General features: G+C 28.4%; 28 protein-coding genes, 2 tRNA genes and 1 other RNA gene. 8 read left to right on the top strand and 23 right to left on the bottom strand.

The window, feature by feature from the left end; translation table 11 throughout:
* The first annotated feature begins 156 nt into the window (after window positions 1-156).
* Window positions 157-756 carry a hypothetical protein gene (locus tag AXE85_RS05765; protein ID WP_062173841.1) on the top strand — a complete coding sequence of 200 codons (600 nt, stop codon included), beginning with the start codon at window positions 157-159 and terminating at the stop codon, window positions 754-756.
* Between the two features lie 76 nt (window positions 757-832).
* On the opposite strand, the gene AXE85_RS05770 is transcribed toward AXE85_RS05765, so the two are convergent.
* A complete protein-coding gene (locus AXE85_RS05770; RefSeq protein WP_062173843.1) occupies window positions 833-1,030 on the bottom strand; it encodes a hypothetical protein in 198 nt (65 codons plus the stop codon).
* A 39-nt stretch (window positions 1,031-1,069) separates the two neighbouring features.
* Entirely contained in the window at window positions 1,070-1,204 is a 135-nt protein-coding gene (locus tag AXE85_RS08280) for a ribbon-helix-helix protein, CopG family (RefSeq protein WP_082729130.1), read from the bottom strand.
* A 145-nt stretch (window positions 1,205-1,349) separates the two neighbouring features.
* On the opposite strand from AXE85_RS08280, the gene AXE85_RS08285 reads away from it, so the two are divergent.
* Window positions 1,350-1,493 (top strand): type II toxin-antitoxin system antitoxin, encoded by a 144-nt coding sequence (locus tag AXE85_RS08285; protein ID WP_082729131.1) that lies wholly within the window; start codon window positions 1,350-1,352, stop codon window positions 1,491-1,493.
* Here AXE85_RS08285 and AXE85_RS08400 read toward each other — a convergent pair.
* Both AXE85_RS08400 and AXE85_RS05775 read right to left on the bottom strand, forming a co-directional pair.
* Window positions 1,459-1,614 carry a hypothetical protein gene (locus tag AXE85_RS08400; protein WP_156439986.1) on the bottom strand — a complete coding sequence of 52 codons (156 nt, stop codon included), beginning with the start codon at window positions 1,612-1,614 and terminating at the stop codon, window positions 1,459-1,461. The two genes, AXE85_RS08285 and AXE85_RS08400, sit on opposite strands and share 35 nt — an antisense overlap.
* A gap of 78 nt (window positions 1,615-1,692) precedes the next feature.
* A complete protein-coding gene (locus AXE85_RS05775; RefSeq protein ID WP_040461276.1) occupies window positions 1,693-1,887 on the bottom strand; it encodes a helix-turn-helix transcriptional regulator in 195 nt (64 codons plus the stop codon).
* Window positions 1,888-2,042: 155 nt separating this feature from the next.
* On the opposite strand from AXE85_RS05775, the gene AXE85_RS05780 reads away from it, so the two are divergent.
* From AXE85_RS05780 to AXE85_RS05790, 3 genes are all read left to right on the top strand, one after another.
* Window positions 2,043-2,684, top strand: coding sequence for a LexA family protein (locus AXE85_RS05780; RefSeq protein WP_040461279.1), 642 nt, complete (start codon window positions 2,043-2,045; stop codon window positions 2,682-2,684).
* 30 nt (window positions 2,685-2,714) lie between these two features.
* Entirely contained in the window at window positions 2,715-3,527 is an 813-nt protein-coding gene (locus AXE85_RS05785) for a type II toxin-antitoxin system PemK/MazF family toxin (RefSeq protein WP_062173845.1), read from the top strand.
* A gap of 442 nt (window positions 3,528-3,969) precedes the next feature.
* Window positions 3,970-5,382 (top strand): recombinase family protein, encoded by a 1,413-nt coding sequence (locus AXE85_RS05790; protein ID WP_062173848.1) that lies wholly within the window; start codon window positions 3,970-3,972, stop codon window positions 5,380-5,382.
* A 92-nt stretch (window positions 5,383-5,474) separates the two neighbouring features.
* Here the strand turns inward: AXE85_RS05790 and comGB are convergent, their stop codons facing one another.
* From comGB to AXE85_RS05885, 19 genes are all read right to left on the bottom strand, one after another.
* Window positions 5,475-6,524, bottom strand: a complete 1,050-nt coding sequence (gene comGB, locus AXE85_RS05795) for a competence type IV pilus assembly protein ComGB (RefSeq protein WP_062173850.1) — start codon at window positions 6,522-6,524, stop codon at window positions 5,475-5,477.
* A complete protein-coding gene (comGA, locus tag AXE85_RS05800; protein ID WP_231723758.1) occupies window positions 6,496-7,464 on the bottom strand; it encodes a competence type IV pilus ATPase ComGA in 969 nt (322 codons plus the stop codon). Before comGA ends, comGB begins: the two co-directional genes overlap by 29 nt.
* Before the next feature lie 147 nt (window positions 7,465-7,611).
* Window positions 7,612-7,974 carry a helix-turn-helix domain-containing protein gene (locus tag AXE85_RS05805; RefSeq protein ID WP_021753619.1) on the bottom strand — a complete coding sequence of 121 codons (363 nt, stop codon included), beginning with the start codon at window positions 7,972-7,974 and terminating at the stop codon, window positions 7,612-7,614.
* Window positions 7,975-8,182: 208 nt separating this feature from the next.
* Complete coding sequence (locus tag AXE85_RS05810; RefSeq protein WP_062173854.1) at window positions 8,183-8,950, bottom strand: tRNA threonylcarbamoyladenosine dehydratase; 768 nt, start codon at window positions 8,948-8,950, stop codon at window positions 8,183-8,185.
* Window positions 8,951-9,015: 65 nt separating this feature from the next.
* Window positions 9,016-9,201: non-coding RNA, 6S RNA (ssrS, locus tag AXE85_RS05815), on the bottom strand.
* A gap of 174 nt (window positions 9,202-9,375) precedes the next feature.
* The gene (gene uvrA, locus AXE85_RS05820) at window positions 9,376-12,201 is read right to left on the bottom strand and encodes an excinuclease ABC subunit UvrA (protein ID WP_062173856.1); all 2,826 of its coding nucleotides are present in this window, start codon (window positions 12,199-12,201) and stop codon (window positions 9,376-9,378) included.
* Between the two features lie 434 nt (window positions 12,202-12,635).
* Window positions 12,636-13,712 carry an ABC transporter substrate-binding protein gene (locus AXE85_RS05825; protein ID WP_062173858.1) on the bottom strand — a complete coding sequence of 359 codons (1,077 nt, stop codon included), beginning with the start codon at window positions 13,710-13,712 and terminating at the stop codon, window positions 12,636-12,638.
* Window position 13,713: 1 nt separating this feature from the next.
* The gene (locus AXE85_RS05830; RefSeq protein WP_062173860.1) at window positions 13,714-14,514 is read right to left on the bottom strand and encodes an ABC transporter permease; all 801 of its coding nucleotides are present in this window, start codon (window positions 14,512-14,514) and stop codon (window positions 13,714-13,716) included.
* Window positions 14,514-15,332 carry an ABC transporter permease gene (locus tag AXE85_RS05835; protein ID WP_062173862.1) on the bottom strand — a complete coding sequence of 273 codons (819 nt, stop codon included), beginning with the start codon at window positions 15,330-15,332 and terminating at the stop codon, window positions 14,514-14,516. The genes AXE85_RS05830 and AXE85_RS05835 overlap by 1 nt, the downstream gene beginning before the upstream one ends.
* Window positions 15,333-15,334: 2 nt before the next feature.
* Window positions 15,335-16,426, bottom strand: a complete 1,092-nt coding sequence (locus tag AXE85_RS05840) for an ABC transporter ATP-binding protein (protein WP_062173864.1) — start codon at window positions 16,424-16,426, stop codon at window positions 15,335-15,337.
* Between the two features lie 12 nt (window positions 16,427-16,438).
* The gene (locus AXE85_RS05845; RefSeq protein WP_062173866.1) at window positions 16,439-16,984 is read right to left on the bottom strand and encodes a helix-turn-helix domain-containing protein; all 546 of its coding nucleotides are present in this window, start codon (window positions 16,982-16,984) and stop codon (window positions 16,439-16,441) included.
* Window positions 16,985-17,204: 220 nt separating this feature from the next.
* Window positions 17,205-17,978 carry a TerC family protein gene (locus AXE85_RS05850; RefSeq protein ID WP_062173868.1) on the bottom strand — a complete coding sequence of 258 codons (774 nt, stop codon included), beginning with the start codon at window positions 17,976-17,978 and terminating at the stop codon, window positions 17,205-17,207.
* A gap of 12 nt (window positions 17,979-17,990) precedes the next feature.
* Window positions 17,991-18,752: an iron ABC transporter permease gene (locus AXE85_RS05855; RefSeq protein WP_062173870.1), complete on the bottom strand. Its 762-nt coding sequence runs from the start codon at window positions 18,750-18,752 to the stop codon at window positions 17,991-17,993.
* 2 nt (window positions 18,753-18,754) lie between these two features.
* A complete protein-coding gene (locus tag AXE85_RS05860) occupies window positions 18,755-19,591 on the bottom strand; it encodes a hypothetical protein (protein WP_062173872.1) in 837 nt (278 codons plus the stop codon).
* A 521-nt stretch (window positions 19,592-20,112) separates the two neighbouring features.
* Window positions 20,113-21,003, bottom strand: a complete 891-nt coding sequence (locus tag AXE85_RS05865; protein WP_062173874.1) for a phosphate/phosphite/phosphonate ABC transporter substrate-binding protein — start codon at window positions 21,001-21,003, stop codon at window positions 20,113-20,115.
* A 142-nt stretch (window positions 21,004-21,145) separates the two neighbouring features.
* Window positions 21,146-21,219 (bottom strand) — tRNA-Cys (locus AXE85_RS05870).
* 22 nt (window positions 21,220-21,241) lie between these two features.
* Window positions 21,242-21,317, bottom strand: a tRNA-His gene (locus AXE85_RS05875).
* 301 nt (window positions 21,318-21,618) lie between these two features.
* Window positions 21,619-22,551 (bottom strand): CobW family GTP-binding protein, encoded by a 933-nt coding sequence (locus tag AXE85_RS05880; RefSeq protein ID WP_062173876.1) that lies wholly within the window; start codon window positions 22,549-22,551, stop codon window positions 21,619-21,621.
* A 219-nt stretch (window positions 22,552-22,770) separates the two neighbouring features.
* Window positions 22,771-23,835, bottom strand: a complete 1,065-nt coding sequence (locus tag AXE85_RS05885) for an NAD(P)-dependent alcohol dehydrogenase (RefSeq protein WP_062173878.1) — start codon at window positions 23,833-23,835, stop codon at window positions 22,771-22,773.
* A gap of 253 nt (window positions 23,836-24,088) precedes the next feature.
* On the opposite strand from AXE85_RS05885, the gene AXE85_RS05890 reads away from it, so the two are divergent.
* From AXE85_RS05890 to AXE85_RS05900, 3 genes are read left to right on the top strand one after another with little or no spacing between them, the layout of a single operon-like run.
* A complete protein-coding gene (locus AXE85_RS05890; RefSeq protein ID WP_062173880.1) occupies window positions 24,089-24,418 on the top strand; it encodes a PadR family transcriptional regulator in 330 nt (109 codons plus the stop codon).
* Window positions 24,399-24,989, top strand: a complete 591-nt coding sequence (locus tag AXE85_RS05895) for a DUF1700 domain-containing protein (protein ID WP_062173882.1) — start codon at window positions 24,399-24,401, stop codon at window positions 24,987-24,989. The genes AXE85_RS05890 and AXE85_RS05895 overlap by 20 nt, the downstream gene beginning before the upstream one ends.
* Before the next feature lie 2 nt (window positions 24,990-24,991).
* Window positions 24,992-25,966, top strand: a complete 975-nt coding sequence (locus tag AXE85_RS05900; RefSeq protein ID WP_062173883.1) for a DUF4097 family beta strand repeat-containing protein — start codon at window positions 24,992-24,994, stop codon at window positions 25,964-25,966.
* The last annotated feature ends 67 nt before the right edge of the window (window positions 25,967-26,033 follow it).

A 26,033-nucleotide genomic window follows, 5' to 3' on the forward strand; every position in this document is an offset into this window, starting at 1 on the left:
TGTTTTTAAATCCTCTTTAATTTTGTTAATGATTATATATTGATATATATTTCCTAATATTAATAAAATTAAAGGAATTAGTATTATTACCATACACATTTCTTCTCCCTCCTTTCTTTAATTTATGTTATAATTACCTCAAAGGAGGTGAATTATATGCAAACAAATTGGAGTACGGTTATTACTCCCATAGTTTCGGTATTATCAATCTTCATTTCTCATTGGCTTGGTACGCTTAAAATTAATAAAGAATACAAACATTCTCAAAATGAGAAACTTTATAAAGAGCTTTACATACAGTTATTCAGAGAATTAAACTCTGCTTTAAATGAAGAATTTTTAAATTATCATTGGTTAATAGCTCATCCAAGATATTCACGAAAAAAACCTGATTTTTTGAGTGTAATCTTAAATAATAATTTGGAAAAAATTCCTCCAAAGTTAATTTCTTACGTATCAAAATATAAATATCATTCAGCCAACTCTATTCCATTTTTTTGGGGGGAAGAATATGATTATTTTTATTACAACCATTTAAAATCCGCATCCGAACTATTTGACTATATTATTATTGAACTGTTGCTAGAAGCACAAGAAGTATCAAAAATAATAAAGTACCCAAACTCAGCGAAAGAATTTTTGAATATTTTCCAAAAAGCCATGAAAAATCAAGATAGTCACTCCAGATGCTTACCATCAAAAGTGCGTAAACACAAGCTAAAACATTGGCAATTACAGCATACACCTCGTACATAAAATCACTCCTTTCTAAAATAATCTATTTAACTCTCTTAATCAGTAGCAGGAAGTGCTTTATCACAAACTAAAACATCTAAGAAGAAATAACTTTTAAATTCTTAGGTATTATCATTTGTATGTAATCTAAATTTACATATTTTATAGTCGATTTATCAGTAGTTATTTTTACAAAGCTATCGGATACTTCGGCTATTTCTTTTGGAATATCATTACTTAATAAGCAATTTTCAAAGTATGTATCATCTAAGAAAAAAATTTTTTCTATTTCCATCTTCTCCTCCTTTCTTCCCTTATTGCTCAAGGGAGTTATTTAATCTTTTATTAGATATTCCCAAAGGATATTTAATATCAATGCATTGCGTGAAATCCCCTTATCTTTAGCTAGCTTATCCAGCCGTTCTTTTAAATCGATAGGTAATCTTAATATAAGTGTTGATTTTTCCATCTTATCGCCCCCTTCCACATTAGGATATCTGTTAGATATCTATATTATATATTTAAAAGGATATCTTGTCAATATCTTTTTGATATCTTTTTTAAAATATATATTTATGATATAATATTGATATCATTTTAAAAGGAGCATAACTATGGCAGAAATTTACCAATACCCACTTAAGATAGATAAAGAATTAATTGATAAACTTAGAGAAATTGCCAAAGAAAACGGTCGTTCACTTAACAAAGAAATTGAATTTATTATCCGTCAGTATCTAAAAGAGCAAAACTCTTAATTCTTTCAGCTATCGCTATTAAGATAAATTCATTAATACTAATTCCTAACTTTTGAGAAATCTTTACTAATTTTTCATACTGATTAATTGGTATCCTCAAAAGTTTTTCTTTTTTCTCCATCTTCTCCTCCTTTCTTCCCTTATTGCTCAAGGGAGTTATTGGTTTGATTTTAAAATCAAGTTAAAGTTGATTTAACTCTTAAAAAAATATATCATCAGGATTAACTTTTAATATTTTACAAATTTTTCGGAAATCAAACAAATTAATATTTTTCCCATCGCCCTTTTCCCAATTAATAATGGTACTTTCACTTTTTCCCATTAATTTTGCTAGTTCTTTTTGAGTTAACCCCACATTAACCCTTGCCGCTTTTAAGCTGAGTTTCAATGTCACTTTCTCACCTTCTTTCTTAACTTTGTATCTTAATTATAAATCAACTTTAACTTGATGTCAAGTATTTTTTTCAAAAAAACTTGATTTCTTTATTTTTTAACTTGAAAATTTTCAAGTTAAAGTTTATAATAAGTAATAAGAAAGGAGTTTTTAATATGAATAGCATAAAAGAAATATTCCAAACTAATCTTAAAAGATTGCTAAAAGAAAATAATAAAACCCAACTTGATTTGGCTAAAGCAATCGGTGTTAGTAATACTACTATTAACAACTACGTAAAAGGATATAACACTCCTAGAATGGATAAGGTCGATAAAATTTGTAAATACTTTAGAATTAACCGTAGCGACCTTATAGGTCATAATGAAGACTTAATTGAAGAAAAAACAAAACCCCACCCCAAGGGAATAAAAATACCCGTCCTCGGAGTAGTTCCCGCAGGAATACCAATAGAAGCAATAGAAGATATAATAGATTATGAAGAAATTCCATACTCATGGAAAAATCAAGGTGAATTTTTCGGTCTAAGAATAAGCGGAGATAGTATGCTGCCGGATATTACCGATAATGATATCGTTATAGTTCGGCAGCAATCGACAGCTGACAACGGAGATACAGTAATTGCACTTGTTAATGGAGATGACGCTACTTGTAAGAGACTACAACGTCAAACTAACGGAATAATGCTAATACCTAATAACAGTAGTTATCCTACTTATTTTTACTCAAATGAAGAAATAGAAAATTTACCAGTAAAGATAGTAGGAAAAGTAGTTGAACTAAGAAGAAAGTTTTAAAGGAGAGAGAAAGTTTTAAGGAGGTACTCAATGAAAGACAAATTTAAAGAAGTATATAATATATTTCAAAAGATAATGAAATATAATTTATATAAATTCAAATATCTTCCGCAGTCAACACTATTCAAAGCAAATCAACTACATAATGAAGCACAAGGAAGTATTCCGAAATACTTTCCTAAGTTTAAAAGAGGAACTGTTGTATATGTAAAATTTGGAATAAATATAGGTGCAGAAATAAGTGGTAATCATTTCGCTATAGTATTAGATAAATACGATAAAGAAACTAAAAGCACAATCACTGTAGTCCCTCTTTCGTCAAAAAATAAGAACTACTATCAAAAATTACACCTCATAGATAATATCTATATAAAAAATTCACAATATCATCTTAATAAAATAGATAATTTAATTGCTAAGTGGAAAGTAGATTCAAAACAGTATTTATCTGAATTAGATACAAATAGAGAATATTACAGTAATAAATTCAAAAATTATGTAGAAAAATTATTAATAGAGAATAATGGAATTATAACACCAGAAAATCAGCAAAAAATTAATTTTTATTCTGAAGAACTAATAAATCAAGCTTTATATAAATTACAAAAAGGTAAAGAAGAATTTCTAGAATCACAAGAGAAACATTATAAAGGAATTATAAAATATGAAAAATATAAAAATAAAGATAGTTTTGCCTGTATCAATATGATACAAACAATAGATAAACGAAAACTAATTCCTCTTTCTAAATTTGAAAGTGCAGGAAATATTATAATTTCAAATGAATCTATGGACGTTATAGAAGAAAGGATAAAAAAATTCTACTTTACATTTGACAAATAATAAGAAAAATGAGATACTAATTATATAAATTAGTGGTGAAACACCCACATCAATATCATTATTAGCTGTGAAACATCAGCATCAATATCATATAAGGGTATCTCAAAAGAGGTACTCTTTTCTTTTTTAAACTATTAGGAAGAAACGAAAGCTTATCTATTATTGTAAGTCCTGATGGATATAACGATTTAAAAGACGAATATAAAGATGCACTAGATGAATATAATATAAAAATCATCAATTTTGAAGAAAAGAAAAGAAAAAAATAAAAACACAACTAGGTGCATAAATGAAAAAACTCCCCCGCCCCGCCAAGAGTAAGAGAGTTTTTTTACCAATAGGATTATTTAAAATATCCTGAGATAATTGTGTATTGTTATATAAACAAGATTATTTTAAGTATACCATATACGACCAAAATAATCAAGAAAGGGTGTGTATTATGAATAAAAGAGCAGCGATTTACGCCCGTGTGTCAACTCAAGAGCAAGCCGATAATGGCAATTCTATTGATATTCAGATAGAAAAATTAACGACTTATGCTAAATTGCACGATTATAAAATTGTTGATACTTATATCGACGCTGGAGTTTCAGGGGCTAAATTTAACCGTCCAGAACTTGACAGATTGAAATTAGATGTAGACAAAATAGATATAGTATTAATTTATAAATTAGACAGACTTTCACGCTCAATAAAAGATACTATGCTATTGATTGAAGATTTGTTTAAACCGAATAATATTTACTTAGTTAGTATTAGCGAAAATTTCGATACTTCACAAGCAATAGGAATGGCTACTGTTGGTATGTTATCAACATTCGCCCAACTAGAACGTGACACTATTCGGGATAGAATGATAGCAGGCAAAATTCAATCGGTGAAAAATGGTAACTATATCAATCACCCGCCTTTTGGTTATAAAAAAGTAAATGGTAAATTGGTGAAAGACGAAAGAACGAGAGAGTGTATTGAATTTATTTTCAAAAAATTACTAGATGGATATAGTACTAGTCACATAGCAAAAATATTAGAATTTCATAAGTATAGTGAGTTAAAAAAATCATTTTGGCATTTTAATACGGTTAATAAAATTGCTAGGCAAAAAGTATATTGCGGTCACACTTTGCTAATGAATATAGAAGTCAAGAATACTCACGAGCCTTATATTACTGACGAGGAACATGACAAAATAGTAAGTATGCTCGAAGAAAGAAATTGCTATAAAAGTAAAGGGAAAAATAAAAGCTATTATGCGTTATTCAGAGGACTTATATCATGCCCTACGTGTCATAGAAGATTAGCTGTATCAAGGCAAAAAATCAAAGGGGAATATAAAAATCATTATAGATGTATATATTGTAAAAGATCAGGTAAATTTGCTCCTACTATATCAGAAAAAAAGGTGTTGGATAAATTAATAGATTACTTGAATAATTATTCGTTTGATGTTGGAGTTGAAAACAAAAATCAAAATAAGACTATTGTAATAAATTATGATAAAGAATTAGATATTATTACTAAAAAACGCTCTAAAATACAACGTGCTTGGTTAAATGATTTAATTTCAGATGATGAGTTAGAAAAATATCAAAATGAGTTAGATAATGCTTTAAATGATATTAATAAAATGAAAAAACAACAAGAAGATGCTATAAAAAGAAAAAATAATAAAATAAAATTTGAAAATATTCTATTGAATTTTAATAAAGTATGGGAAGTTTTAAATTATGAAGAAAGGGCAGAATTTCTTAACACATTTATAATATCAATACATTATGAATGTTCAAAAATTAAAAAATTCAAATCAAGAACATTGATAGAACTAGGTATTACAGAAATAAATTTTAAATAGAACTACTACATAAGCATCTCTATAAGAGTAAAACCTTCTTTCTTTTTTAATCTATTTTTCAATATTAATAACTTGTTCATTAGTTCCTCCCTTTATTTTAATGAACTTGCCATATTAAATATCGGCAATAAAATTACCATATACAACCCTATAATCACAACCGCTAAAATTGTAAATAATATTGGTTGAATTTTTTTTAAACTTTTATCCAACGATACTAAAAATGTATCTAACATTAAGTCACTAAATAACTTTAACTCCTTATCTATTAACCCGTTACTTTTACCATGCGAAACAAATTTTCCAATAGATTTTTCGAAGTGTTTTACATTCGAAATCGCAATTTCAAAATTAATCCCCTTATTTAACTCATCTAAAATACTTTTTGAAAACAAAGTCAAATAATAATCATAATTTTCTTCAATCATAACTTCTAAAGCCGTTTTTAAAGAAAAACCGGAAGTTAAAAATAAACTAAGTTCTAAAGAAAATTTATATGAAAAATATAATTTTGAATAATCTCTAATTTTAGGAATATACAATAAAGATCTTAAAAATAATTTAGGTTTATATTTCATTGCATAATACAAATACCCTAAAATAAAAAGAAATATAATAAAAATAACTGAAATAATTTTTGGAATATAATATAAAAATTTAATAAGAATAATAGTTTGAAAATCCATTTTTATATTTGATGAAGTATAAATATTTTCAAACTGCGGAATTACCAGTGAATTAAATACTAATATTAGTAATATTAAAGAAATTGTTAAAAATAGCGGATACCTTAATGTTTTTATTACTTTTTCTTGTTGTAATTTTTGTATTTCTAAATATGTCGTTACCTCAATTAACATACTTTCTATTTGATCATAATTTTCAGCAAATTTCATTTTGCTTACAATTAACTGTGAATATCCAAGATACCTTAGTATATCAGATAATTTTTTCCCATTTGAGAGTTGAGTTTTAATTTTTTTTATTTCGTCGCTTGAAACCTCATATTGAATTAGTAAAAATTCCAATGAATCTTCTAACATATAACCATGTTCTATAAGTTCATATAACCTTTTTATAAAATAGATTTTATTATCTTTATCTAATAATTTTTTAATATCCCCATTTTTCTTTTTCTTCAAAAGTTATAAATCCTTTCTCTAAAGCTAAATTAAATTTATAGGGTAAAGTATGGTTATTTATTTTATTATAAGTGATATAATCTTTTATATCTTCTTTTTTCAATATTTCGGTAACAAGTCCTCGTTCACCTGTTGTGAGAGTCACTAACCTTTGCGAAATAATACAAAGTACAGTTTGTCTAATGTCCTCTAGCGATAACCCCAAATCTTTTAATCTGTTGATAACACCAATTGAATCTTCGGCATGAATGGTACTAGCTACTAAATGCCCTGAAAACGACGATGTTACTACTTCACTCGCCGTTTTGTAATCACGTATTTCCCCTATTATAATCGCATCGGGATCACAACGTAAAATAGATTTTAAAGCATTATCGTAATTAATACCTGCCTTATCATTAATTTGCATTTGTACCAAGCTTTGAATATTTTTTTCTACAGGATCTTCTACAGTAATGACTTGTCTATTATCTTTTGCAATCTCGCTAGCTAATTTATAAAGTGATGTTGATTTCCCGCTTCCTGTTGGTCCCGAAAAAAGAATTAATCCGTAGTTTTTCTTCGCCAAACCAGTAATAAAATCTTTATCCGGCTCAAAAATACTATAGTCAACATCTTCTACTTCATTAATAAAAATTCTCACTACACAACCTTCCGTTAATTCATTAAGAGGCAATGTTGATACCCTAAGGTAATAACTCTTGCCGTCAAATTCATAAACAAACCTACCACTTTGTGGTTCTTTATTTTTTGAAATATCTATATTTGCATTAAATTTTAATAATGAAATTATCCCTTCTAACTCCCCATTTGTATACTCTTCATATTTACTTAGTTCACCTTTTATTCTAAGTTTTATAAAAGAATTACCTGATACATGTGGATAAATATGAATATCACTGGCTTTTATTTTTATAGCATACTCTATAATTTTTGTCATTTTATCTTTAATATCGATATATATCACCTTCTTCTTTACTTACAAGAAAAAGAAAATATAGGCTAAGTGTTCACCTAGCCTATATCTAAAAACTATTAATTTAATATACTACATATAACTCCATATAGCCTAAGTAATTTGAATTTTTTACAGATTCAAGTTCCTAGAAAAAGAGTAACCCCTAAATCTTCTTAAAACCTCTTCTACTAATTTACAATCTTCATTGTCTAATGCCTTTATCATATCAATTACTTCAAAGTGAGTATCAGCTAACTTCGAACGAGCCTCTGTTTCTGTTTTATAGCCAACCAATTCATCTATAGAAATATTATACAATTTCGCAATAGATACTAAAGTAGCTACATTAGGTTCGTTTCTACCGTACTCCCAATTAGCATAAACACCATGAGAAGATAACTCTAACTTATGTGCAACAGCAGACATAGAATAATTATTCATTTTTCGAAGTTTCTTTAAATTTTGTGCCAGTAATGTTCCGTTATTCTTCAAAGTAATCCTCCTTTCTCATCTATTAACATTATACTCTTTTCCCTATAAAAAATCAAATTAAATTATAAATTATTTATATTTTTTCTTATGATAATGAAAATTTTTTCGTTTTAATTACATTTGTTTTTTTCAGAAAAACGCCAATAAATTTAATACGTCAACCTTTTATCAAAATAAAAGCAACGTTTATGGAAACGTTACTTTCAAATTATTCCGGTTTTTCAACGGTTAATATTTTTATATTTTTCAACAAATTAGTATAAACATAATTTGCCGCTATTAATCCCGCCACCGATGGACAAAACGCATTAGATGCTGGTGGAATTTTTGATTTTCTTATATTTGAATCTTGTTTTCCTATTTTTATTAAGTATTCCTCATTAGCAATTGTTGGGCTTTCTGTAGAGTATACAACAGGAATTTTCCCCTTTATTCCTTTTTTCTTTAGTGTTGTTCTTATTACCTTAGCTAACGGACAAACTGTTGTTTTACTAATGTCAGCTATTTTAAACTTCGTCGGATCCATCTTATTAGCAGATCCCATGACACTTATCATCGGTATTTTATTTTTTAAACAGTATTGTATTAAATGCAATTTAAAAGTTACTGTATCACAAGCATCAATAACAAAATCTAACTTTCTTTCATAAAATTTATGATATGTATCTTCTGTATAAAAATCGCGAATTGCTATTACTTCACATTTCGGATTTATATCCAAAATACGTTTTTTCATTTCTTCTACCTTACTTGCTCCCACCGTTTTAGTCGTTGCGTGTATTTGTCTATTAATATTGGTAATATCAATATTATCTTTATCCATAATAACTAACGACCCTACTCCCGAGCGTGCTAATGATTCAGCGGCAAAAGAGCCTACCCCTCCTATGCCTAAAATTCCCACTCTGCTATTTTTCAATATTTTTAACCCCTCATCACCTATTACCAACTCATTTCTAGAAAATTGATGTAACATTCTATACCTCATTTATTTATTATCTTACGCCTAACAAAAAAGACTGGAAACAAAACGAAACCAGTCACAAAACCAGAGTACCGTAGATTATCACCTAAATTGGTCCTGATATAATCAGGTGGGTACGATAGCTTTATCTTCTAAAGTCTTCAACTAAAGGAAGCGTTTTATACCGATAAAAGATTCTCATTCCCTTTTAAAAAGTGTTAGGCCCGAATGTATAGTGAGTCATACATGCACTCCAGTTGTATACTTATATTTTACCACAAGTATCTTGAGAAGACAATATCAAAATATTTTCAATTCTTCACATTTTTTTATTAAGTTACAGCATATTACCTAAGTTTCCATAATTTTTTTTAAAGAAAAATATATTTTTAATATTTTTTATTTTATATTCAATTTTTTTATTAACATAACCATAGCTATAACATTTTTTTCAGAAATTTACCGGTATAACTTTGTTTATTTTCAATTAACTGTTCCGGTGTACATTCGGCAAGAATTGTTCCCCCACCAATACCACCTTCCGGTCCCAAGTCGATTAAATAATCACAACACTTAATTACATCAAGGTTATGCTCAATAACTATAACAGTATTACCTCCATCAACCAGTTTATCAATAATTTTTATCAATCTGCTAATATCATCAATATGTAATCCTGTAGTTGGCTCATCTAATATATACAAAGTTTTACCTGTAGATTTTTTGTATAATTCACTAGCTAATTTTACCCTTTGAGCTTCACCTCCTGAAAGTGTTGTTGCACTTTGCCCTAAGCGAATATAATCAAGTCCGACATTAACAAGTGTTTCCAGTTTATTTTTAATCTTAGGAATATTTTCAAAGAATTCATATGCCTCTTTTATTGTCATATTCAATACATCACTTATACTTTTACCTTTATATTTTATCTCCAGTGTTTCTCTATTATAGCGGCTACCCTTACATACTTCGCATGGTACATAAACATCTGGTAAAAAGTGCATTTCTATTTTCAATATACCATCACCCGTACACGCTTCACAACGTCCACCTTTAACATTAAAACTAAAACGTCCTTTTTTATATCCACGTAATTTCGCTTCATTGGTACTTGCATATAAATCCCTTATATCATCAAAAACACCGGTATAAGTGGCAGGATTACTTCTTGGTGTTCTTCCAATCGGACTTTGATCTATATCAATTATTTTATCTATGTTTTTCTCAACACCTTCTACTGATTCAACCACTGTCGTATCTATTTCTTCTTTATTTAAAATACTTTTAACAGAATTAAATAGTATTTCATTAACTAATGTTGATTTACCACTCCCGGAAACTCCAGTTACTCCGATAAATTTACCCAGCGGAAATTTTACAAATACATCTTTTAAATTATTCTTTCTAGCTTTTTTGACGGTAATAAATTCATTATTCCCTTCTCTTCTTCTTTTCGGAACTTCTATTTTCTTTCTCCCCGATAAATATGCACCTGTAATAGATTTTGAATTAGCCATTACTTCTTGTGGAGTTCCTACTGCTACAACTTCCCCACCGTTTTCACCGGCTTTTGGTCCAATATCAACAATATAATCACACGCTAACATAGTATCTTCATCATGTTCAACTACTAAAACCGTATTCCCTAAATCACGCATTGATAACATCGTATTTATTAGTTTTTCATTATCTCGTTGATGCAGTCCGATAGATGGCTCGTCCAAAATATAAGTAACACCCATTAATTTTGAACCTATTTGAGTTGCCAATCGAATACGTTGTGCCTCTCCGCCGGACAGTGTTCCGGAAGCACGATTTAATGTTAAATAATCCAATCCTACGTCATTAAGGAATTGCAGTCGCGCCCTAATTTCTTTTAATACCAATTTTGCAATAGTATAATCTTTTTCACTTAATTGAATAGTATTAAAAAATTCATAACTTTCTTTAATAGACATTTCGCATATTTCAGCAATATTTTTTTTAGCGACATACACTGATAAGATTTCCGGCTTCAATCTTTGTCCTTTACAACTGGTACACAAATCTTCTTTTATATATTTTGACATTGCTTCTCGTGTTGCTTTTGTCATACCTGATTTGTAACGACGAAATATATTATTGGCAACACCTTCATAATATATTATACGAGAACGTTTAACGCCTTCATCATTGATATAAGTATGAGTAATTTCTTCTTTGTCATTTCCATACAAAATAATATCTTGTTTTTCTTTTGGTAATCGGTTAAACGGAATAGTCATATCAATTCCGAAATGATTACACACACATTGTATCAGACTCGGATAATATGTACTTGTGGCATTATTATAAACGACTATTGCACCATTTTCTATTGATAAATCTTTTTTAATAACTTTATTTACATCAACAGTTTCATGTATTCCAAGACCATCACATGATGGGCAAGCACCTTGTGGATTATTAAATGAAAATATTCTCGGTTCCAGTTCTCCAAGTGCAAAATCACAGAACTTACAACTATGCTTTGTTGAATAAAGTTGTGTTATATTTTCTCTTACATCATCTATCTCTACTAAATCATTATTAGAAAGATTTAATGACGTTTCAAGAGAATCTGCCAATCTAGTTTCTATTCCTTCTTTTATTACCAGTCTATCAATAATTACACTAATGGAATGTTTCTTATTTTTATCAAGTTCAGGAATTTCATCTACTTCATAGTTTTCTCCATCTATTTTAAAACGTATATACCCGTCCTTAGCTAACTTTTCTATTAATTTTTTATGCGTCCCTTTTTTTTCTTTTAATACAGGTGCTACTATTTGTATTCTGCTTTTTTCCGGCATTGCCATAACGGAATCAACAATCTGACTAATGGAACTACTTTCAATTTTAATATGATGATTCGGGCAATAAATTTCTCCTATACGTGCGTATAATAAACGAAGATAATCATAAATTTCTGTAACTGTTGCAACTGTTGAACGTGGGTTTTTTGATGTTGTTTTTTGATTAATTGAGATTGCCGGCGATAAGCCCTCAATCAAATCGACATCCGGTTTCTCAATATTTCCCAGAAATTGTCGCGCATATGCACTAAGGCTTTCAACATAACGACGTTGCCCTTCTGCATAAATTGTATCAAATGCCAACGAGCTTTTCCCACTTCCACTAAGCCCTGTTATAACAACAAATTTATCTCTCGGTATTTCTAAATCAATATTTTTTAAATTATTCTCTCTTGCACCCTGTATTATTATCTTATTTTTTCTTTGCATTGTTTACCTCGAATACTAATTATTATCGACCGTAAAATTTAGTTTCTTCGAAAACAGTCAACTATATAATTATATCACAAATACATAGTTAGGACTAAGAAACTTATTTATATATTATTTTACAAACATTGCTATTAGGCTTGTTGCTGTGAAATACTGGCTTCACCTGAGATTATAAGCTCAGGTGAGCCTTAAGAAATCCACTGTGTACGTTAGCAGTAGGAACTAAGAATTTCATCGTCACTACATTCCTTGAAATTCAAGTTCTTGTTTCATACTTTACTTCTAAGATTTATTCGTGCTAAAGGCACTCATAAACCTAAGAATTAAAGAGAATTCTTGAGGTTGCCACACCATTATAGAATTAGCAACAAATAATATTTTGTATATAATTCAAATCATAATAAAAAGCTGAAGCACATCGCCTCAGCCATCTACTGCCTGTTATTAATTTTAAATTTTAAAAACAGATCATTATATAATTGTAACATTTTTGGTGATAAATCTTCATATACTTCAACTTTTCCAAATGTATCCAAGTTTGGATAAAATTCTTCATCATCCGTCACTTCTTTCGGTAACAGTTTCTTAGCAGCCAAACTTGGTGTTGCATAACCTATAAATTCAGCATTTTTTGCAGCATTTTCCGGTTTTAACATAAAATTAATAAATTTATATGCTGCCTCTTCATTTTTTGAAGTTTTTGGAATAACAATATTATCAAACCATAAGTTTGTTCCTTCTTTAGGAACAGAATACTCCAATTCATCATTTTCCGACATAATGGCTGAGGCATCTCCTGAAAAAACTACTGACACCCACGCTTCATTATTTATCATTAACATTTTTTTCTCATCAGCATTAATTGCTTTAATATTCGAGTGCATTAATTCCAGTTTTCTCTCAGCAAGATTCAAATTTACCTCATTTGTATCATTAACAGAATTTCCTTCCGATTGCAAAGCAATACCCATCATTTCTCTTGCCCCGTCAATTAATAAAATATTATTTTGTAATCTATTATCCCAAAGATCATTCCATTTATCAAATTTCAAATCTTTTGGCACCTTGTTTTTATTATAAAGAATACCTACCGTACCCCAAAAATAGGGTACTGAATATTCATTATTATAATCAAAACTTTTATCAAGTAATTTTGGATCAAGAGTATCAAAATTCTCTAATTTATTTTTATCTATTTTATTAAGAAGATTTAATTTTTTCATCTTTTTAATCATATAATCTGATGGTATAACAATATCATAAGGCGTTGAATCGGATTGGATTTTTGTCAACATCGCTTCATTTGAATCAAAAGTTTCATAAACAACCTTTATTCCTGTTTCTTTCTCAAAGTCCTTAATAAGTTCCGGATCAATATACTCACCCCAATTAAAAATTGTCAATGTTTGTTTATCACTACCACCTGAACTGTCAATAAATGAACGACTGTATAACAAACCAATACAAATTATCAAAATGGATAAAGCTGTCATTAATAATTTTTTCATGCTACTTTACCTCCCTTTTTAATTTACTTGTATTCAAGATATAGTAAATTAATACCGCTACAACTACAAAAACTGATAATACTGTTGATAAAGCATTGATTTGAAGACTTATGCCTTGACGTGCCATTGAATAAATTTCTACTGATAATGTTTGAAATCCATTTCCGGTTACAAAAAATGTTACAGCAAAATCATCAAGTGAATAAGTTAACCCCATAAAAAAACCTGCCATTATCCCCGGAGTAATATATGGAATAACTATTTGACTTAATACTTGTTTATAATTTGCCCCGAGATCAATCGCCGCATTAACTATAGAATGTGGCATTTCATATAATTTTGGTAGTACCATTAATACAACAATCGGAATACTAAAAGCAATATGTGATAATAATACTGACCAAAAACCTTGGATATTATCAATACCAAATTGTTTTGAAATAAATGTAAACATTAATAAAAATGAACACCCAATAATCACATCCGGACTGATAATTAGAATATTATTTCCAACAAGATAGCTGTTACGTCTCTTTTTTGATTTTAAAGAATAAATTCCCAACGCTCCCAATGTTCCAAAAATTGCTGAAAACAATCCACACAACAATGCAACTACCACTGTATTAATAACAATTATAAGCATACGACTGTTTTTAAATAACTCCGTATAATGAACCAGAGAAAAACCATCAAAATTAATCATCGTTTTTCCGGCATTAAATGAATAATATGTTAAATAAATCAACGGAATATACAAAATAGCAAAAATAGTTACTAAATATATTTTAGAGCCTAATTTCATTATTTTCTACCTCCTATACTTGTCTTATCTTTTGTATTTGTTAATATCATAATAATCCCCATTACAACTATTAAAAATACTGCGATCGTTGAACCAAGTCCCCAGTTTTGAGTTACTAAAAAATGTTCTTCAATCGCCGTTCCAAGATTAATAATTTTATTACCGGCTATTAAACGTGTAATCATAAATAATGATAATGCCGGTATAAATGTTACTTGAATACCGGTTTTTACACCATTAATACTTAATGGAAAGATAACTTTCCTAAATGTTGTTTTAAAATCTGCTCCAAGATCATATGATGCCTCAATTAAATTTTTATTAATACCGACTACTGAATTATATATCGGTAATAACATAAACGGTAAATAAATATAGCTTGATACAAAAACAAAACTAAATGAGTTAAACAACAAACTCTGCGTACCAACCCCAAGATATTCTAAAAAACTGTTAACAGTCCCATATTCACCGAATAAACCTAAAAAAGCATACGTCTTTAGTAAAATATTAATCCATGTCGGCATTATGATAAATAGTAAAAGCAATTCACTATATTTACTTTTACTAATAATAAATGCGAGTGGGTAACTTATAATAAGACATATAATTGTGATTAAAAATGCGTACCAAAAACTATATAACGTCATTAAAACATAAGTGCTGCTAAAGAATATACTATAGTTACTAAATGTAAAATTACCGCTTATATCATGAAATGAATAATATACAATAAGTAAGATAGGAAAAACAACAAATAATAGTAGCCACATTATATAAGGAATCATAAAAAATGAACGTGTTTTTTTATTGAACATTTTTATTCCTCCTCTTCTTCATACGACTCAAGTCGTGCATCAAACTCTTCTTCAGTTTCTCCGGGTACCATAATGTGTATTGCTTCCGGTTCAAAATTTAAACTTACGGCACTCCCCGGTTTTGCAGCTTTTGTCGAATGAACAATCCATTCGTTATATTGATCATCTAAACAGCAAATTTCATAATGTACGCCACGGAATAATTGTGTATCAACAAGTACTTTGATTTTTCCTTTATCCTCCGCTGTAATTTCTAAATCTTCCGGTCGGATTACAACTTCAACGCGTTTATTTTTGTCAAGACCGGCATCAACACATTCGTATTCTTTCCCGTAAATTTCTACCAAATAATCATCTAACATAACAGCATTAACGATATTAGACTCTCCAATAAAATCAGCTACAAAACGATTAACGGGTTCATCATAAATATCTAACGGTGTCCCGCTTTGTTCTATTTTCCCATGATTCATTACAAAAATATAATCACTCATCGCTAATGCCTCTTCCTGATCATGAGTCACATAAATAAACGTAATTCCTGTTTGTTGTTGAAGTTCACGCAATTCATACTGCATCTCTTGTCGCAACTTTAAATCAAGTGCTGATAGGGATTCATCAAGCAATATAATTTCAGGCTCATTAACAATAGCACGTGCAATAGCAACACGTTGTTTTTGTCCGCCACTCATTTCATTAATATCACGCTTTTCAAAACCTGATAAATTTACTTGTTTAAGTGCTTTTTTTACTTTTTTCTTTATAATCTCTTTATTTATCTTTTTTATTTTCAAACCAAAAGCTACGTTTTCATATACATTCATATGAGGAAACAGTGCATAATCTTGAAATACAGTATTTACATGACGCTTATTAGCAGGCAAATCGTTAACCACTTTATTATCCAGTAAAACATCTCCTGTTGTCGGACTAAGAAATCCTCCGATTAATTTCAAAATGGTACTCTTCCCACAACCACTTGGGCCTAACAAAGTATAAAATTTACCCTTTTCTATTTCTAAATCAATATTTTTTAGTACTTTCATATCCCCAAAAGCCATTGATACATTTTTAAATTCCACAATATTCGTCATTTTTCTCTCCTTTTATAAATATGAATTTGTCGCTACTATAAGAATTTCACATTTTTCATCAAACGGATTTGATAATCGATGTTCTGATGTAGCCAAAAAATAAAATGATTCATTCGCTTTAGCTATAAATTCATCATCACCAAGCATTAATTTACATTTTCCTCTCAAAACATAACACAACGTTTCTGATTCTGACGGATCGAAAGTTTTATAACTGCTATCACTCTCTAAAGTCAGTATTAAAGATTCCATTTCTTTTTCATTAGATTCCGGCACTAACCATTTAAGCTCGTACCCCTCATCAGTTTCTGCATAACTAGTTTGGTCATCTAATGAGTAATATACTTTTTGACTTGCACTTTCTTTATCGAAAAAATCTTTCGGTGCACATCCTAATACTTTTAATATGTTAAAAAAAGTTTCCATAGATGGCGATGCTAAATCTCTTTCTACCTGAGAAATATAACCTTTTGTAAGATCAGTTCGTTCCCCAAGTTCTTCTTGTGTTAGATTTTTTTGAATTCTGAGTCTTTTTAATCTTTCACCAATTGAATACATATTAAATCCTTCCATAAATTTTACTATTATAAAACTCATATTTATAAAAGTTTTATAATAGTAAACTTATTGTTATTAAAGTTTTTTATTATTAAACATCAAGTTTAATAATATTGTTAACACAAAATATATAATACGATATTTTCAAAAGAAAATCAAGTAGTTTATAAAAAATCACACAAAAAAACTCAAGCAATTTTTGTCGCTTAAGTTTTCATTTTTAAATTCTTTTTGTTTCAAATTTATCCGATATTAATACACCCCAGATTAATAATCCTAATAATACTGCCCAAAATATTATAGTCCATAATGTTGAATGAGGAAAATGTTCAGGAATCAATGCTAATGCCGGATGAGCCGCTGCTATAACAAATAGTTTTATACCTACCCACGCAACAATAAGAAATGCTGCAATTTCTAAACCCGGTTTTTTTTCAAGTACCCTTATAAAAATATTAGCTGCATATCTCATAATAATAACACCAATAAAACCACCTATTACCATTACCAGAAACTGCCCTAAATTAATTCCACCTATTGCCGTCTCGGAAATATGAGGTAATGTTATCGCTATGGCAACTGCTGCTAAAATCGAGTCAATAGCAAATGCGATATCCGTTAACTCAACCTTTAGTACCGTTAGCCAAAATCCACTTTGTTTTTTAGGTTTTTTTTCTTCATGGTGGTGTTCTTCCGGACGTTTTCTTTTATCAAAAAATTCCTTTATATGACTAATAGCCATGTAAATTAGATACACACCACCTATTACCTGAATTTCCCAATACTGTGCTAAAATGGTAATTAAAAAAATGGCAATTATCCTAAAAAACAACGCTCCAGCTAATCCGTACATTAAAGCATGTTTTTGTTCTTTTAGCGGTAGATGCCTTACCATTATCGCAAGAACAATGGCATTATCAGCTGATAACAAACCTTCCAATATAATCAAACTAAATAATACAATTGCATATTGAACTAAAACCTGCGAATCCATTAAAACTCTCCTTTAATCTATTACTTTTTTAAAAATTTTTATTATAAATATTACTATTACTAATCCTATTATATTTAACCCTAATGGTAAGAAAGTATTTATTTCAAAAGTCACATTATAGTCTAAGCTATTAAATTCCTTATCAAAAACATTAAAAATACTGTTATTTAAAAGATTACTATAAGTTTCAGACAATCTTTCACTTAGAACTTTTACAAGAACCCCTGAACCTATAAAGTATAATAATGATAATGAAATTGCCAAATTTGTATTATTAAACAACGAAAGTGCCAATAAAAATATCAAATTAGCAAATAATAACAACATAAATAGTTGAACAATATATGCTAATAAATGCCCATTTGTCAATAAATCTTGTACTATTTTTACCAGAATATCCCTTTTCTTTAAGAAAAGAACAGAAAAAACTCCTAATAAAACGACAACGTTATAAAGAAAAAAATATACTAAATTAGCAAACACTGCGAAAAAATCTCTAACGGATTTTACTTTTCTAACTTCTAATAAAGTTACAACTTTTGTTTTATAATCCTCACGATATGAATAAATATAGTTTATTCCCATTATAAAAATAACAAGCACCAAGATAATTTTAATAATCACATTGAAGATTGTTTCAATCTCAGATATTTCAAAAAACTGGGAGATACTATTTAATCTATAACTTAAAAAAGAACCAATAAGTAAGGTGATTATCCCGAAAAGATAATTAAATTTTCGTTTAAATATTTTTGCAAATTCTATTTGTAACATTTTTAATCACCTTCTTCATATAATTTTATTTTTTCTCCAAGATTTCTAATCTGATATACTTCAATATTATTTTTCAATAATTCATAAACTATATCTTCCAGCACTTCTTCCCTTACAACAATTTCTTCATCATTGTAAATTGTATATTGATAATCTTGCAGAATAATTTCTAAATCATCTTGATGAGAAACTGTGACAGCTGCCAATTTTTTTATTATTAACAAATCTTTCAGTAAACCATAATATGATTTTTCACAATTAGAAATTACGATGACAGTATTTGCCAATTCTGTTAATTTATTTAACATTATGTCTAAAATAACTACTGTTGTTTTTCTACTTTTTTCAGTTAACAACAAATTTTTTATAACAATTTTATCCTCTTTTGTTAGAGAATTATCTATATCTTCTATTACTAATAATTTTTGTTTAATAAGCAGCGAAAATAAAATATGAAATTTTATTTTTTCTTTTTTTTCTAAATTTTTATATTTCTTATTTTCATCTATACTTAACAACTGTAATTTTTCTTTTAATTTTTCAGCATTATATCCTATTTTGAAAATAGTCAACATCTGTTTCAGATTTTTTAGCACAGTTATATTTCCATAAAAACCATAATCATCAATAAATATTATTTTTTCTTTTTCTATTTTTTTGCTATCAAAAAGAATATTTCCTTTATATTTTGTTCTATTTTGAAAAGATTCTTTAATAATATTTAAACCTTCCGAGCTATCACTTATAATTGATAAAATTTCTCCTTTATCAATTTTAAAATCCAACTCTAAAGAAGTATTTTTGTTTATTTTTTTTATATAATTATTAAATTCTAACACTACTTTTTTCCCCTGAAGTTAGTCTAAATTATTTCCTATCTATCTTATTATAATACCATTGCTTGCACTCATTGTCAAAACTCATGATATATCAATAATAAAATTTTTTATTTTATATTATCTTCCTAAGATTACGTAAAATTTTTGTTCCATATTATTGTGATATTTCATTTTATCTTACTAAGATACTCAAAATTCACTTTCTGTGTAACTATACAATTATTACTTTAAAGTTAGTTAATGAAAAAGCTCTTTATCAAATATAGGAATGAAATTTTTTCCATACTTCATATTTGATAAAGAGCCAAAAAAAGAATTACTTCAAAATAAAATAAATTCCCCAAATATCATGATTGAAAATCAATTTTGCAGGGCATCCATAGTTCATTAGATTTTAAAAAAACTCTTTAAAGCGAACTGCCAAATCAACAAACCACCACATCTAACTACTAATAAGTAAATTTTATTAGAATTTTTAACTTTTAAGCCAACATCTTATTTTGAAATAACCTTTTTATTTATTATTTTACTTTATCTAAATCCACATTCATTATTTTAGCTGTGTCTTCTACTTTTTTATATGAATCCTTATCAACTTCTTGAAAACCTGTAATATTAAACATTTTTTTAAATAATTCACTCATTTTAGGATCTTTTTCTATATCCTGCAATGCTTGTTTCAATTTTTGTTGTAATTCATTATCCATTTTACTAGAAGCCGTGACCATAATTCCCGGTATCAAATCACTTGATTTCAGTTTTTCTATATCAGTTAACGCATTAGGGAAATCTTTCGCATATTTCTCAGGTACTCCATCAAAAGTTCCAATAACATCAACATCTTTATTTAATAAAAGTTGTAAACTTTTATCGTGTCCTCCACTAAATTGATAAGTAATATCTTTACTAAGATCCAACCCGGCTTCTACCAACATTGCACCCGGGTAGATATAACCCGATGACGAAGACGGGTCTACAAAAGCTACCTTTTTCCCTTTAACATCTTGCAATGATTTAATTCCAGAATCTTTTCTTACATATAAATCTGCATAATATCCCGGTTTTCCTGTTGCACCTTTTGATGTTAATAATGGTACAGCATTACTTTGTTTTTGTGCCAACAATGCAGAAAATGGCGGGATAATACCAAAATCAACACTTCCACTTCCGATTCCCTCTACAACACCGATATAGCTGCTGGCAGTAAAGGCCTCTACTTTTACTCCAAGTTTTTCACTCAGATAATCTGCTATAGGTTGTACATCTTCAATTAATTTTTCACTATTTTTAAGCGGAACAAACCCCATCTTAATAACTTTATTTTCCTGTTTCTTGTTTTCCTGTTTTGCTGAACAACCAACAATACTAAAAATAAATATTACACTAAAAATAGTTAACAATAATCGTTTCATAACTATTACTCCTTAAAATTATTTGATATATTATATCAGTCAAAAATTATTCTATCACATTTCTATAAAGATAGCTAGAAAAAAGTTAAACGTATTCATAATTTTGAAAAAAATAAAAAACATCTAAAAAGATGTTAATACTTGGAGGCGGCTACCGGATTTGAACCGGTGATCAGGGTTTTGCAGACCCATGCCTTACCACTTGGCTAAGCCGCCTTATTCAGTTATCAAATTTTAATGGGGCGGCTGAAGGGAATCGAACCCTCGAATGTCGGAACCACAATCCGATGCGTTAACCACTTCGCCACAGCCGCCGTAATCAGAACAATTTATATTATACAATTTTTATTATTTAATGTCAAGACATTTTTTTACTTCCGTTACTATCTACACCATAATTGATATAATAAGAAGCTATTTATGTAAAATTTTCTCTTACTTTTTTCTTATTTATCACTTACTAAATTTAATAATTTTTCCTATACTTTTATAATATTCCCATTATCAACTATAGATTGTTTTTTTCAATTCATCAGATAGATAAATTTTATTTTTATATGAAAAGTTATAAAATAAAGTGTAACAATGGTCACACTTAATATATTAATTACTTTATTAAAAATTTTTAAATAGATTTTCTATTTGTTTTTTCTCAAGATTTTTTCCAATAACGACAACTTTGCTATCGGAATTTTCTTCACAACCCGTTATAATATAATTTTCTCCTACTACATCAAATTTAAAACCATTTTCTCCTATTGAAAAATATCCTTTTACTCTCTCTATTTCTCCAAATTTACCACTTATCAACAGCAATAATATCAAAGATAATGTATTTAAAGAATTAATATTTATCTTATCTAAACTTAGTTGCTCTAGTTTTTCAGCACCATTTACATGTTGTACTGTTTTAAAAACAAGCTCTAATTTATTATCTTTTTCTTTTGCTAAAGTTTTTATATTCAAAATTTCAAACCAAAAATCTTTTTCCCATTTACTATAATGTTTCAAATTATATTTTATATTATCTCTGATTTTCAATTCATTTTTTATTGTTAAAAAATCTTCCTCACTTAAGTTTTCTGATTTACTCAAAACACAAACACTGGAATATTTTAATTGATCATCTAAATAAGTTTTATATTTTTTAAATGTATTTTTGTAATTTTGTGCATCAATAATAACTATAGGTGCTCCAAGTTCAATTCTCTCGTAACTTATTTTTTTGAAATTTCTTATGAGGTTGCTAATCATTGCCACTCCACTAGGTTCAATTATTAAATAATCAGGATTTAATGTATTAGCTATTGTTAAAACAGAATGAGTAAAATCTAAATTTAAAGAACAACAAATACACCCTTCAGTTAATTCCCAAACTTTCATATTCTCATCAACTTCCAGTTCATTTCTCAATTCTTTAGCATCAAGATTTAATTCACCAAATTCATTTTCTAATATGACAAATTTTTGTTTAGTTTGTTTTACTAATTCTTTTATAAAACTTGTTTTCCCGGCACCTAAGAAACCGGAAACTAAAATAATCTTCATATTCTCACCACCACTTTTATAAAAAAAGAGCGACTTAAAATCATGATTTCGTTAAAAATCAATTTTGCCAAGTCGCCCATACAGTTCATTAATAGTTCATTGATTTAATAAAATCTTTTTTAAGCATATTCCCAAATCAATGAACCACTACGGCTAACTACTAATAAGTAAATTCTATTAGAATTTTTAGCTTTTGGGTCAGCCCCTTATTATTGTCAACTATTCTTTTTCTAATATTACAACCGGTTTTATCAAATCTTTCGGTTTTTCTTTCATCAGCAATAATGCATCTTCTACTTTATCAAAACCATAAAACTTATGAGTCAGTAGATGAGTTACATCAAGTTTTCCACATTGAATTAAACGTGCTAATTTTTCTAAACGCAATCTACCTCCCGGCATCAAACCGCCTAATATTTGTTTATGTCCCATACCAACGCCCCATTCTACACGAGGTATATTAATATATGTTCCTTTTCCTAGGTAGTTTACATTTCCTATTTTACCACCCGGTTTTAAGCATTTAACTACCGGTTCCATAGTTTCAACACCACCACCGGCTATAATAGCTTTATCAACACCTTGTCCGTTAGTTAATGCTAGAACTTGTTCATCAATACTTCCATCTTTATATCCTATAAAATCTGTTGCACCATATTTTTTAGCAACTTCACGACAAATTGGTCTTGTTCCTACAGCAATAATTCTTGATGCCCCTCTTAAATTTGCTCCGGCAACTGCCATTAACCCTACAGGACCTATACCTACCACAAGAACGGTATCTCCAAATTGTACATCTGCTAATTCTACACCATGGAAACCTGTTGGAACCATATCAGAAAGCATACATGCTTCTTCTATAGTTACTCCTTCAGAAATAAGTGCTAAATTACCATCTGCATCATTAACATGGAAATAATCCCCAAACATACCATCTTTGAAGTTAGAGAATTTCCATCCTGCCAACATTCCACCAGAGTGCATTGCAAAACCGGCTTGAGCCTCTAAAGAATTCCAATCCGGCGTAATAGCCGCCACCATAACTCTATCTCCCGGTTTAAAATCTTTTACCATTTCTCCAACTTCTTCAACAACACCGCAACCTTCATGTCCTAAGATCATATCTTCTCTTTCACCGATTGCACCTTCCCATACTGTATGAACATCAGAAGTACATGGAGATAATGCTAAAGGACGAATAATTGCATCCGTTGGTCCACATTTAGGACGTTCTTTTTCTATCCATCCGATTTCTCCTATTTTTTTCATTGCAAATCCTTTCATAATGTTTCTCCTCCTTGTTTTTGTTTGTTACTATATTATCTCATTATTATTATTAAATTTCAACATTAATGCCTGACATAAAAAATACGCAAAAAATATAAACCGATTTCTTTGTTTTACTAGCTGTAATCATAAAAAAATACTGAAATATATATAAATAAATATTATTGTATATTATCTATATTATTTTGACTATATTATTGACAACATAATACTATGTATCATATAATATTCTATGAAAGGAGATATTCCAATGAATACACAATTAAAACGGGGTATACTTGATATTTGTGTTCTTGCATCACTACGAAATTCTGAATCTTATGGGTACAAAATAGTAAAAGATGTTTCTCTAATAATTCCAATAACAGAATCTACTCTTTATCCTATATTAAAAAGATTGGAAAATAATAATTCCGTGTTATCCTACAGCGTGGAGCATAATGGTAGATTAAGAAAATATTATAAGATAACCGATATAGGATTAAAAAAAATTGATGATTTTCTTACTAGCTGGCAAGCAATACAAAAGGCTTATGAATTTATTTTAGGAGAAGAAAGTTATGAACAAAGAAACTTTTAATTATTTACTTAGAAAAAAATTAAAAAAGTATTTATCAAAATTGGATATTGAAAAAAGTATTAACTACTTCAATGAAATGATTGATGATGCTGTTGAAGATGGGTTTAGCGAGGAAGAAGCAATAAGTAATTTTGGAACTATTGATGATATTATAAACCAGACAATAGTTGAACATAAAATTGTTCCCAAAAATAAAACTTGGAGATTTTTACCTAATAAATCTTTTTCAGCATTGGAAATTATTTTATTAATTATTTGCTTTCCAATTTGGTTTTCGCTATTAATGATAGCTTTTGGTTTATTTTTCTGTTTAATCATGATGATATTAGGTTTTATAGTTGGTATTATTGGATTTTTTATCTGGGGAATTCTTATAATTATATCTATACCATTTTACTTTTCTGAAGAAAATATTTACTCAGCCTTATTTACTGCCGGTATCGGTTTTATAACTATAGGTTTTTCTCTTTTTATAATTTACGGTTTAATAAAACTGAGAAAATTATTTAAGAATAATGGCTGGACTTTTAAATATATATTTGAGAAAGTTTTCAAAAAGGAGATTGATTAATTATGAGAAAATTACTAAAAATAGCGATTATATTTTCCAGTCTTGGAATAATACTAATATTATTAGCTTTTATTTTAAATGGAAATAAATTACCACTTGCGGGCGAAACAAAACCGCCTAAATATCATGCCATCGAATCAAAAAATCTTAAAAATTTAAAATTTCATGTTACTAAATCAGATATTGATATCGAACCTTCTAATAGTGATAAAATAGAAGTTGAATATCGTGAGGGAAAAAATTTTTACTTTAGTATAGAAGAAAATGCTGATATTCTATTAATTAAAGATACCTATAAAGAAAAATGGTTTAATTTTTCATTTGATTTTGGCTTTAATTTTAATAATCATTACATAAAATTAAAAATACCAAAAGAACTGCTTGTCAATCTTTCTATAAAAAATATCAACGGTAATATTTCACTTAAAGATCTACATTTTAAGGATATTCAGATAAACGATATTAGTGGAGATATTAATTTATCAAAGTTAAATACAAACAATATTAACTTAAATAGTAAAAGCGGTAATATCCGGCTAAATAATATAAAAGCAGAAAATAATAAATTAGATATTTATAACCTTAGCGGCAATGTATTGCTAAAAGATATCATAAATTCCGGTTCTACCAATATTACAACTACCAGTGGTAATATAATATTTGACAACATTGTTTCCAAAAATATTGATTCTAAAACAACTAGCGGCAATATTGAATTTTCGAATAGTAACAATATTATAGACAATTTTATTTCTGAATCAACCAGCGGTAATATTATTATAAATGAAATTAAAATTAATAAAAAACTTTCTTTAAAAAATATATCCGGTAATATTAAAACTAAAATTAGTGATAAAGAAGAAAATTTTAATAAAAATATAAATAACAAAAACAATACCAATTCTAATTCTTCTTTAAAAAATCTTAATATAACTAATACCAGTGGTAATATAGATATAGATTTTATAGGATATTAACTGTACCTATCTCTGTGAAGTAAACTTTTCTAATTTGAAAAAATTTGCTCAGTATTTTTATACACCA

The organism is Gemella sp. oral taxon 928 (assembly GCF_001553915.1).
Classification (GTDB): Bacteria; Bacillota; Bacilli; order Staphylococcales; family Gemellaceae; genus Gemella; species Gemella massiliensis.

Bases quoted from the DNA above. Each gene is read 5' to 3' on its own strand.
- AXE85_RS05765 (WP_062173841.1), top strand. From the start codon at position 157: ATGCAAACAAATTGGAGTACGGTTATTACTCCCATAGTTTCGGTATTA.
- AXE85_RS05770 (WP_062173843.1), bottom strand. From the start codon at position 1,030: ATGGAAATAGAAAAAATTTTTTTCTTAGATGATACATACTTTGAAAAT.
- AXE85_RS08280 (WP_082729130.1), bottom strand. From the start codon at position 1,204: ATGGAAAAATCAACACTTATATTAAGATTACCTATCGATTTAAAAGAA.
- AXE85_RS08285 (WP_082729131.1), top strand. From the start codon at position 1,350: ATGGCAGAAATTTACCAATACCCACTTAAGATAGATAAAGAATTAATT.
- AXE85_RS08400 (WP_156439986.1), bottom strand. From the start codon at position 1,614: ATGGAGAAAAAAGAAAAACTTTTGAGGATACCAATTAATCAGTATGAA.
- AXE85_RS05780 (WP_040461279.1), top strand. From the start codon at position 2,043: ATGAATAGCATAAAAGAAATATTCCAAACTAATCTTAAAAGATTGCTA.
- AXE85_RS05785 (WP_062173845.1), top strand. From the start codon at position 2,715: ATGAAAGACAAATTTAAAGAAGTATATAATATATTTCAAAAGATAATG.
- AXE85_RS05790 (WP_062173848.1), top strand. From the start codon at position 3,970: ATGAATAAAAGAGCAGCGATTTACGCCCGTGTGTCAACTCAAGAGCAA.
- comGA (WP_231723758.1), bottom strand. From the start codon at position 7,464: ATGACAAAAATTATAGAGTATGCTATAAAAATAAAAGCCAGTGATATT.
- AXE85_RS05810 (WP_062173854.1), bottom strand. From the start codon at position 8,950: ATGTTACATCAATTTTCTAGAAATGAGTTGGTAATAGGTGATGAGGGG.
- uvrA (WP_062173856.1), bottom strand. From the start codon at position 12,201: ATGCAAAGAAAAAATAAGATAATAATACAGGGTGCAAGAGAGAATAAT.
- AXE85_RS05825 (WP_062173858.1), bottom strand. From the start codon at position 13,712: ATGAAAAAATTATTAATGACAGCTTTATCCATTTTGATAATTTGTATT.
- AXE85_RS05830 (WP_062173860.1), bottom strand. From the start codon at position 14,514: ATGAAATTAGGCTCTAAAATATATTTAGTAACTATTTTTGCTATTTTG.
- AXE85_RS05835 (WP_062173862.1), bottom strand. From the start codon at position 15,332: ATGTTCAATAAAAAAACACGTTCATTTTTTATGATTCCTTATATAATG.
- AXE85_RS05840 (WP_062173864.1), bottom strand. From the start codon at position 16,426: ATGACGAATATTGTGGAATTTAAAAATGTATCAATGGCTTTTGGGGAT.
- AXE85_RS05845 (WP_062173866.1), bottom strand. From the start codon at position 16,984: ATGTATTCAATTGGTGAAAGATTAAAAAGACTCAGAATTCAAAAAAAT.
- AXE85_RS05850 (WP_062173868.1), bottom strand. From the start codon at position 17,978: ATGGATTCGCAGGTTTTAGTTCAATATGCAATTGTATTATTTAGTTTG.
- AXE85_RS05855 (WP_062173870.1), bottom strand. From the start codon at position 18,752: ATGTTACAAATAGAATTTGCAAAAATATTTAAACGAAAATTTAATTAT.
- AXE85_RS05865 (WP_062173874.1), bottom strand. From the start codon at position 21,003: ATGAAACGATTATTGTTAACTATTTTTAGTGTAATATTTATTTTTAGT.
- AXE85_RS05880 (WP_062173876.1), bottom strand. From the start codon at position 22,551: ATGAAGATTATTTTAGTTTCCGGTTTCTTAGGTGCCGGGAAAACAAGT.
- AXE85_RS05885 (WP_062173878.1), bottom strand. From the start codon at position 23,835: ATGAAAGGATTTGCAATGAAAAAAATAGGAGAAATCGGATGGATAGAA.
- AXE85_RS05890 (WP_062173880.1), top strand. From the start codon at position 24,089: ATGAATACACAATTAAAACGGGGTATACTTGATATTTGTGTTCTTGCA.
- AXE85_RS05895 (WP_062173882.1), top strand. From the start codon at position 24,399: ATGAACAAAGAAACTTTTAATTATTTACTTAGAAAAAAATTAAAAAAG.
- AXE85_RS05900 (WP_062173883.1), top strand. From the start codon at position 24,992: ATGAGAAAATTACTAAAAATAGCGATTATATTTTCCAGTCTTGGAATA.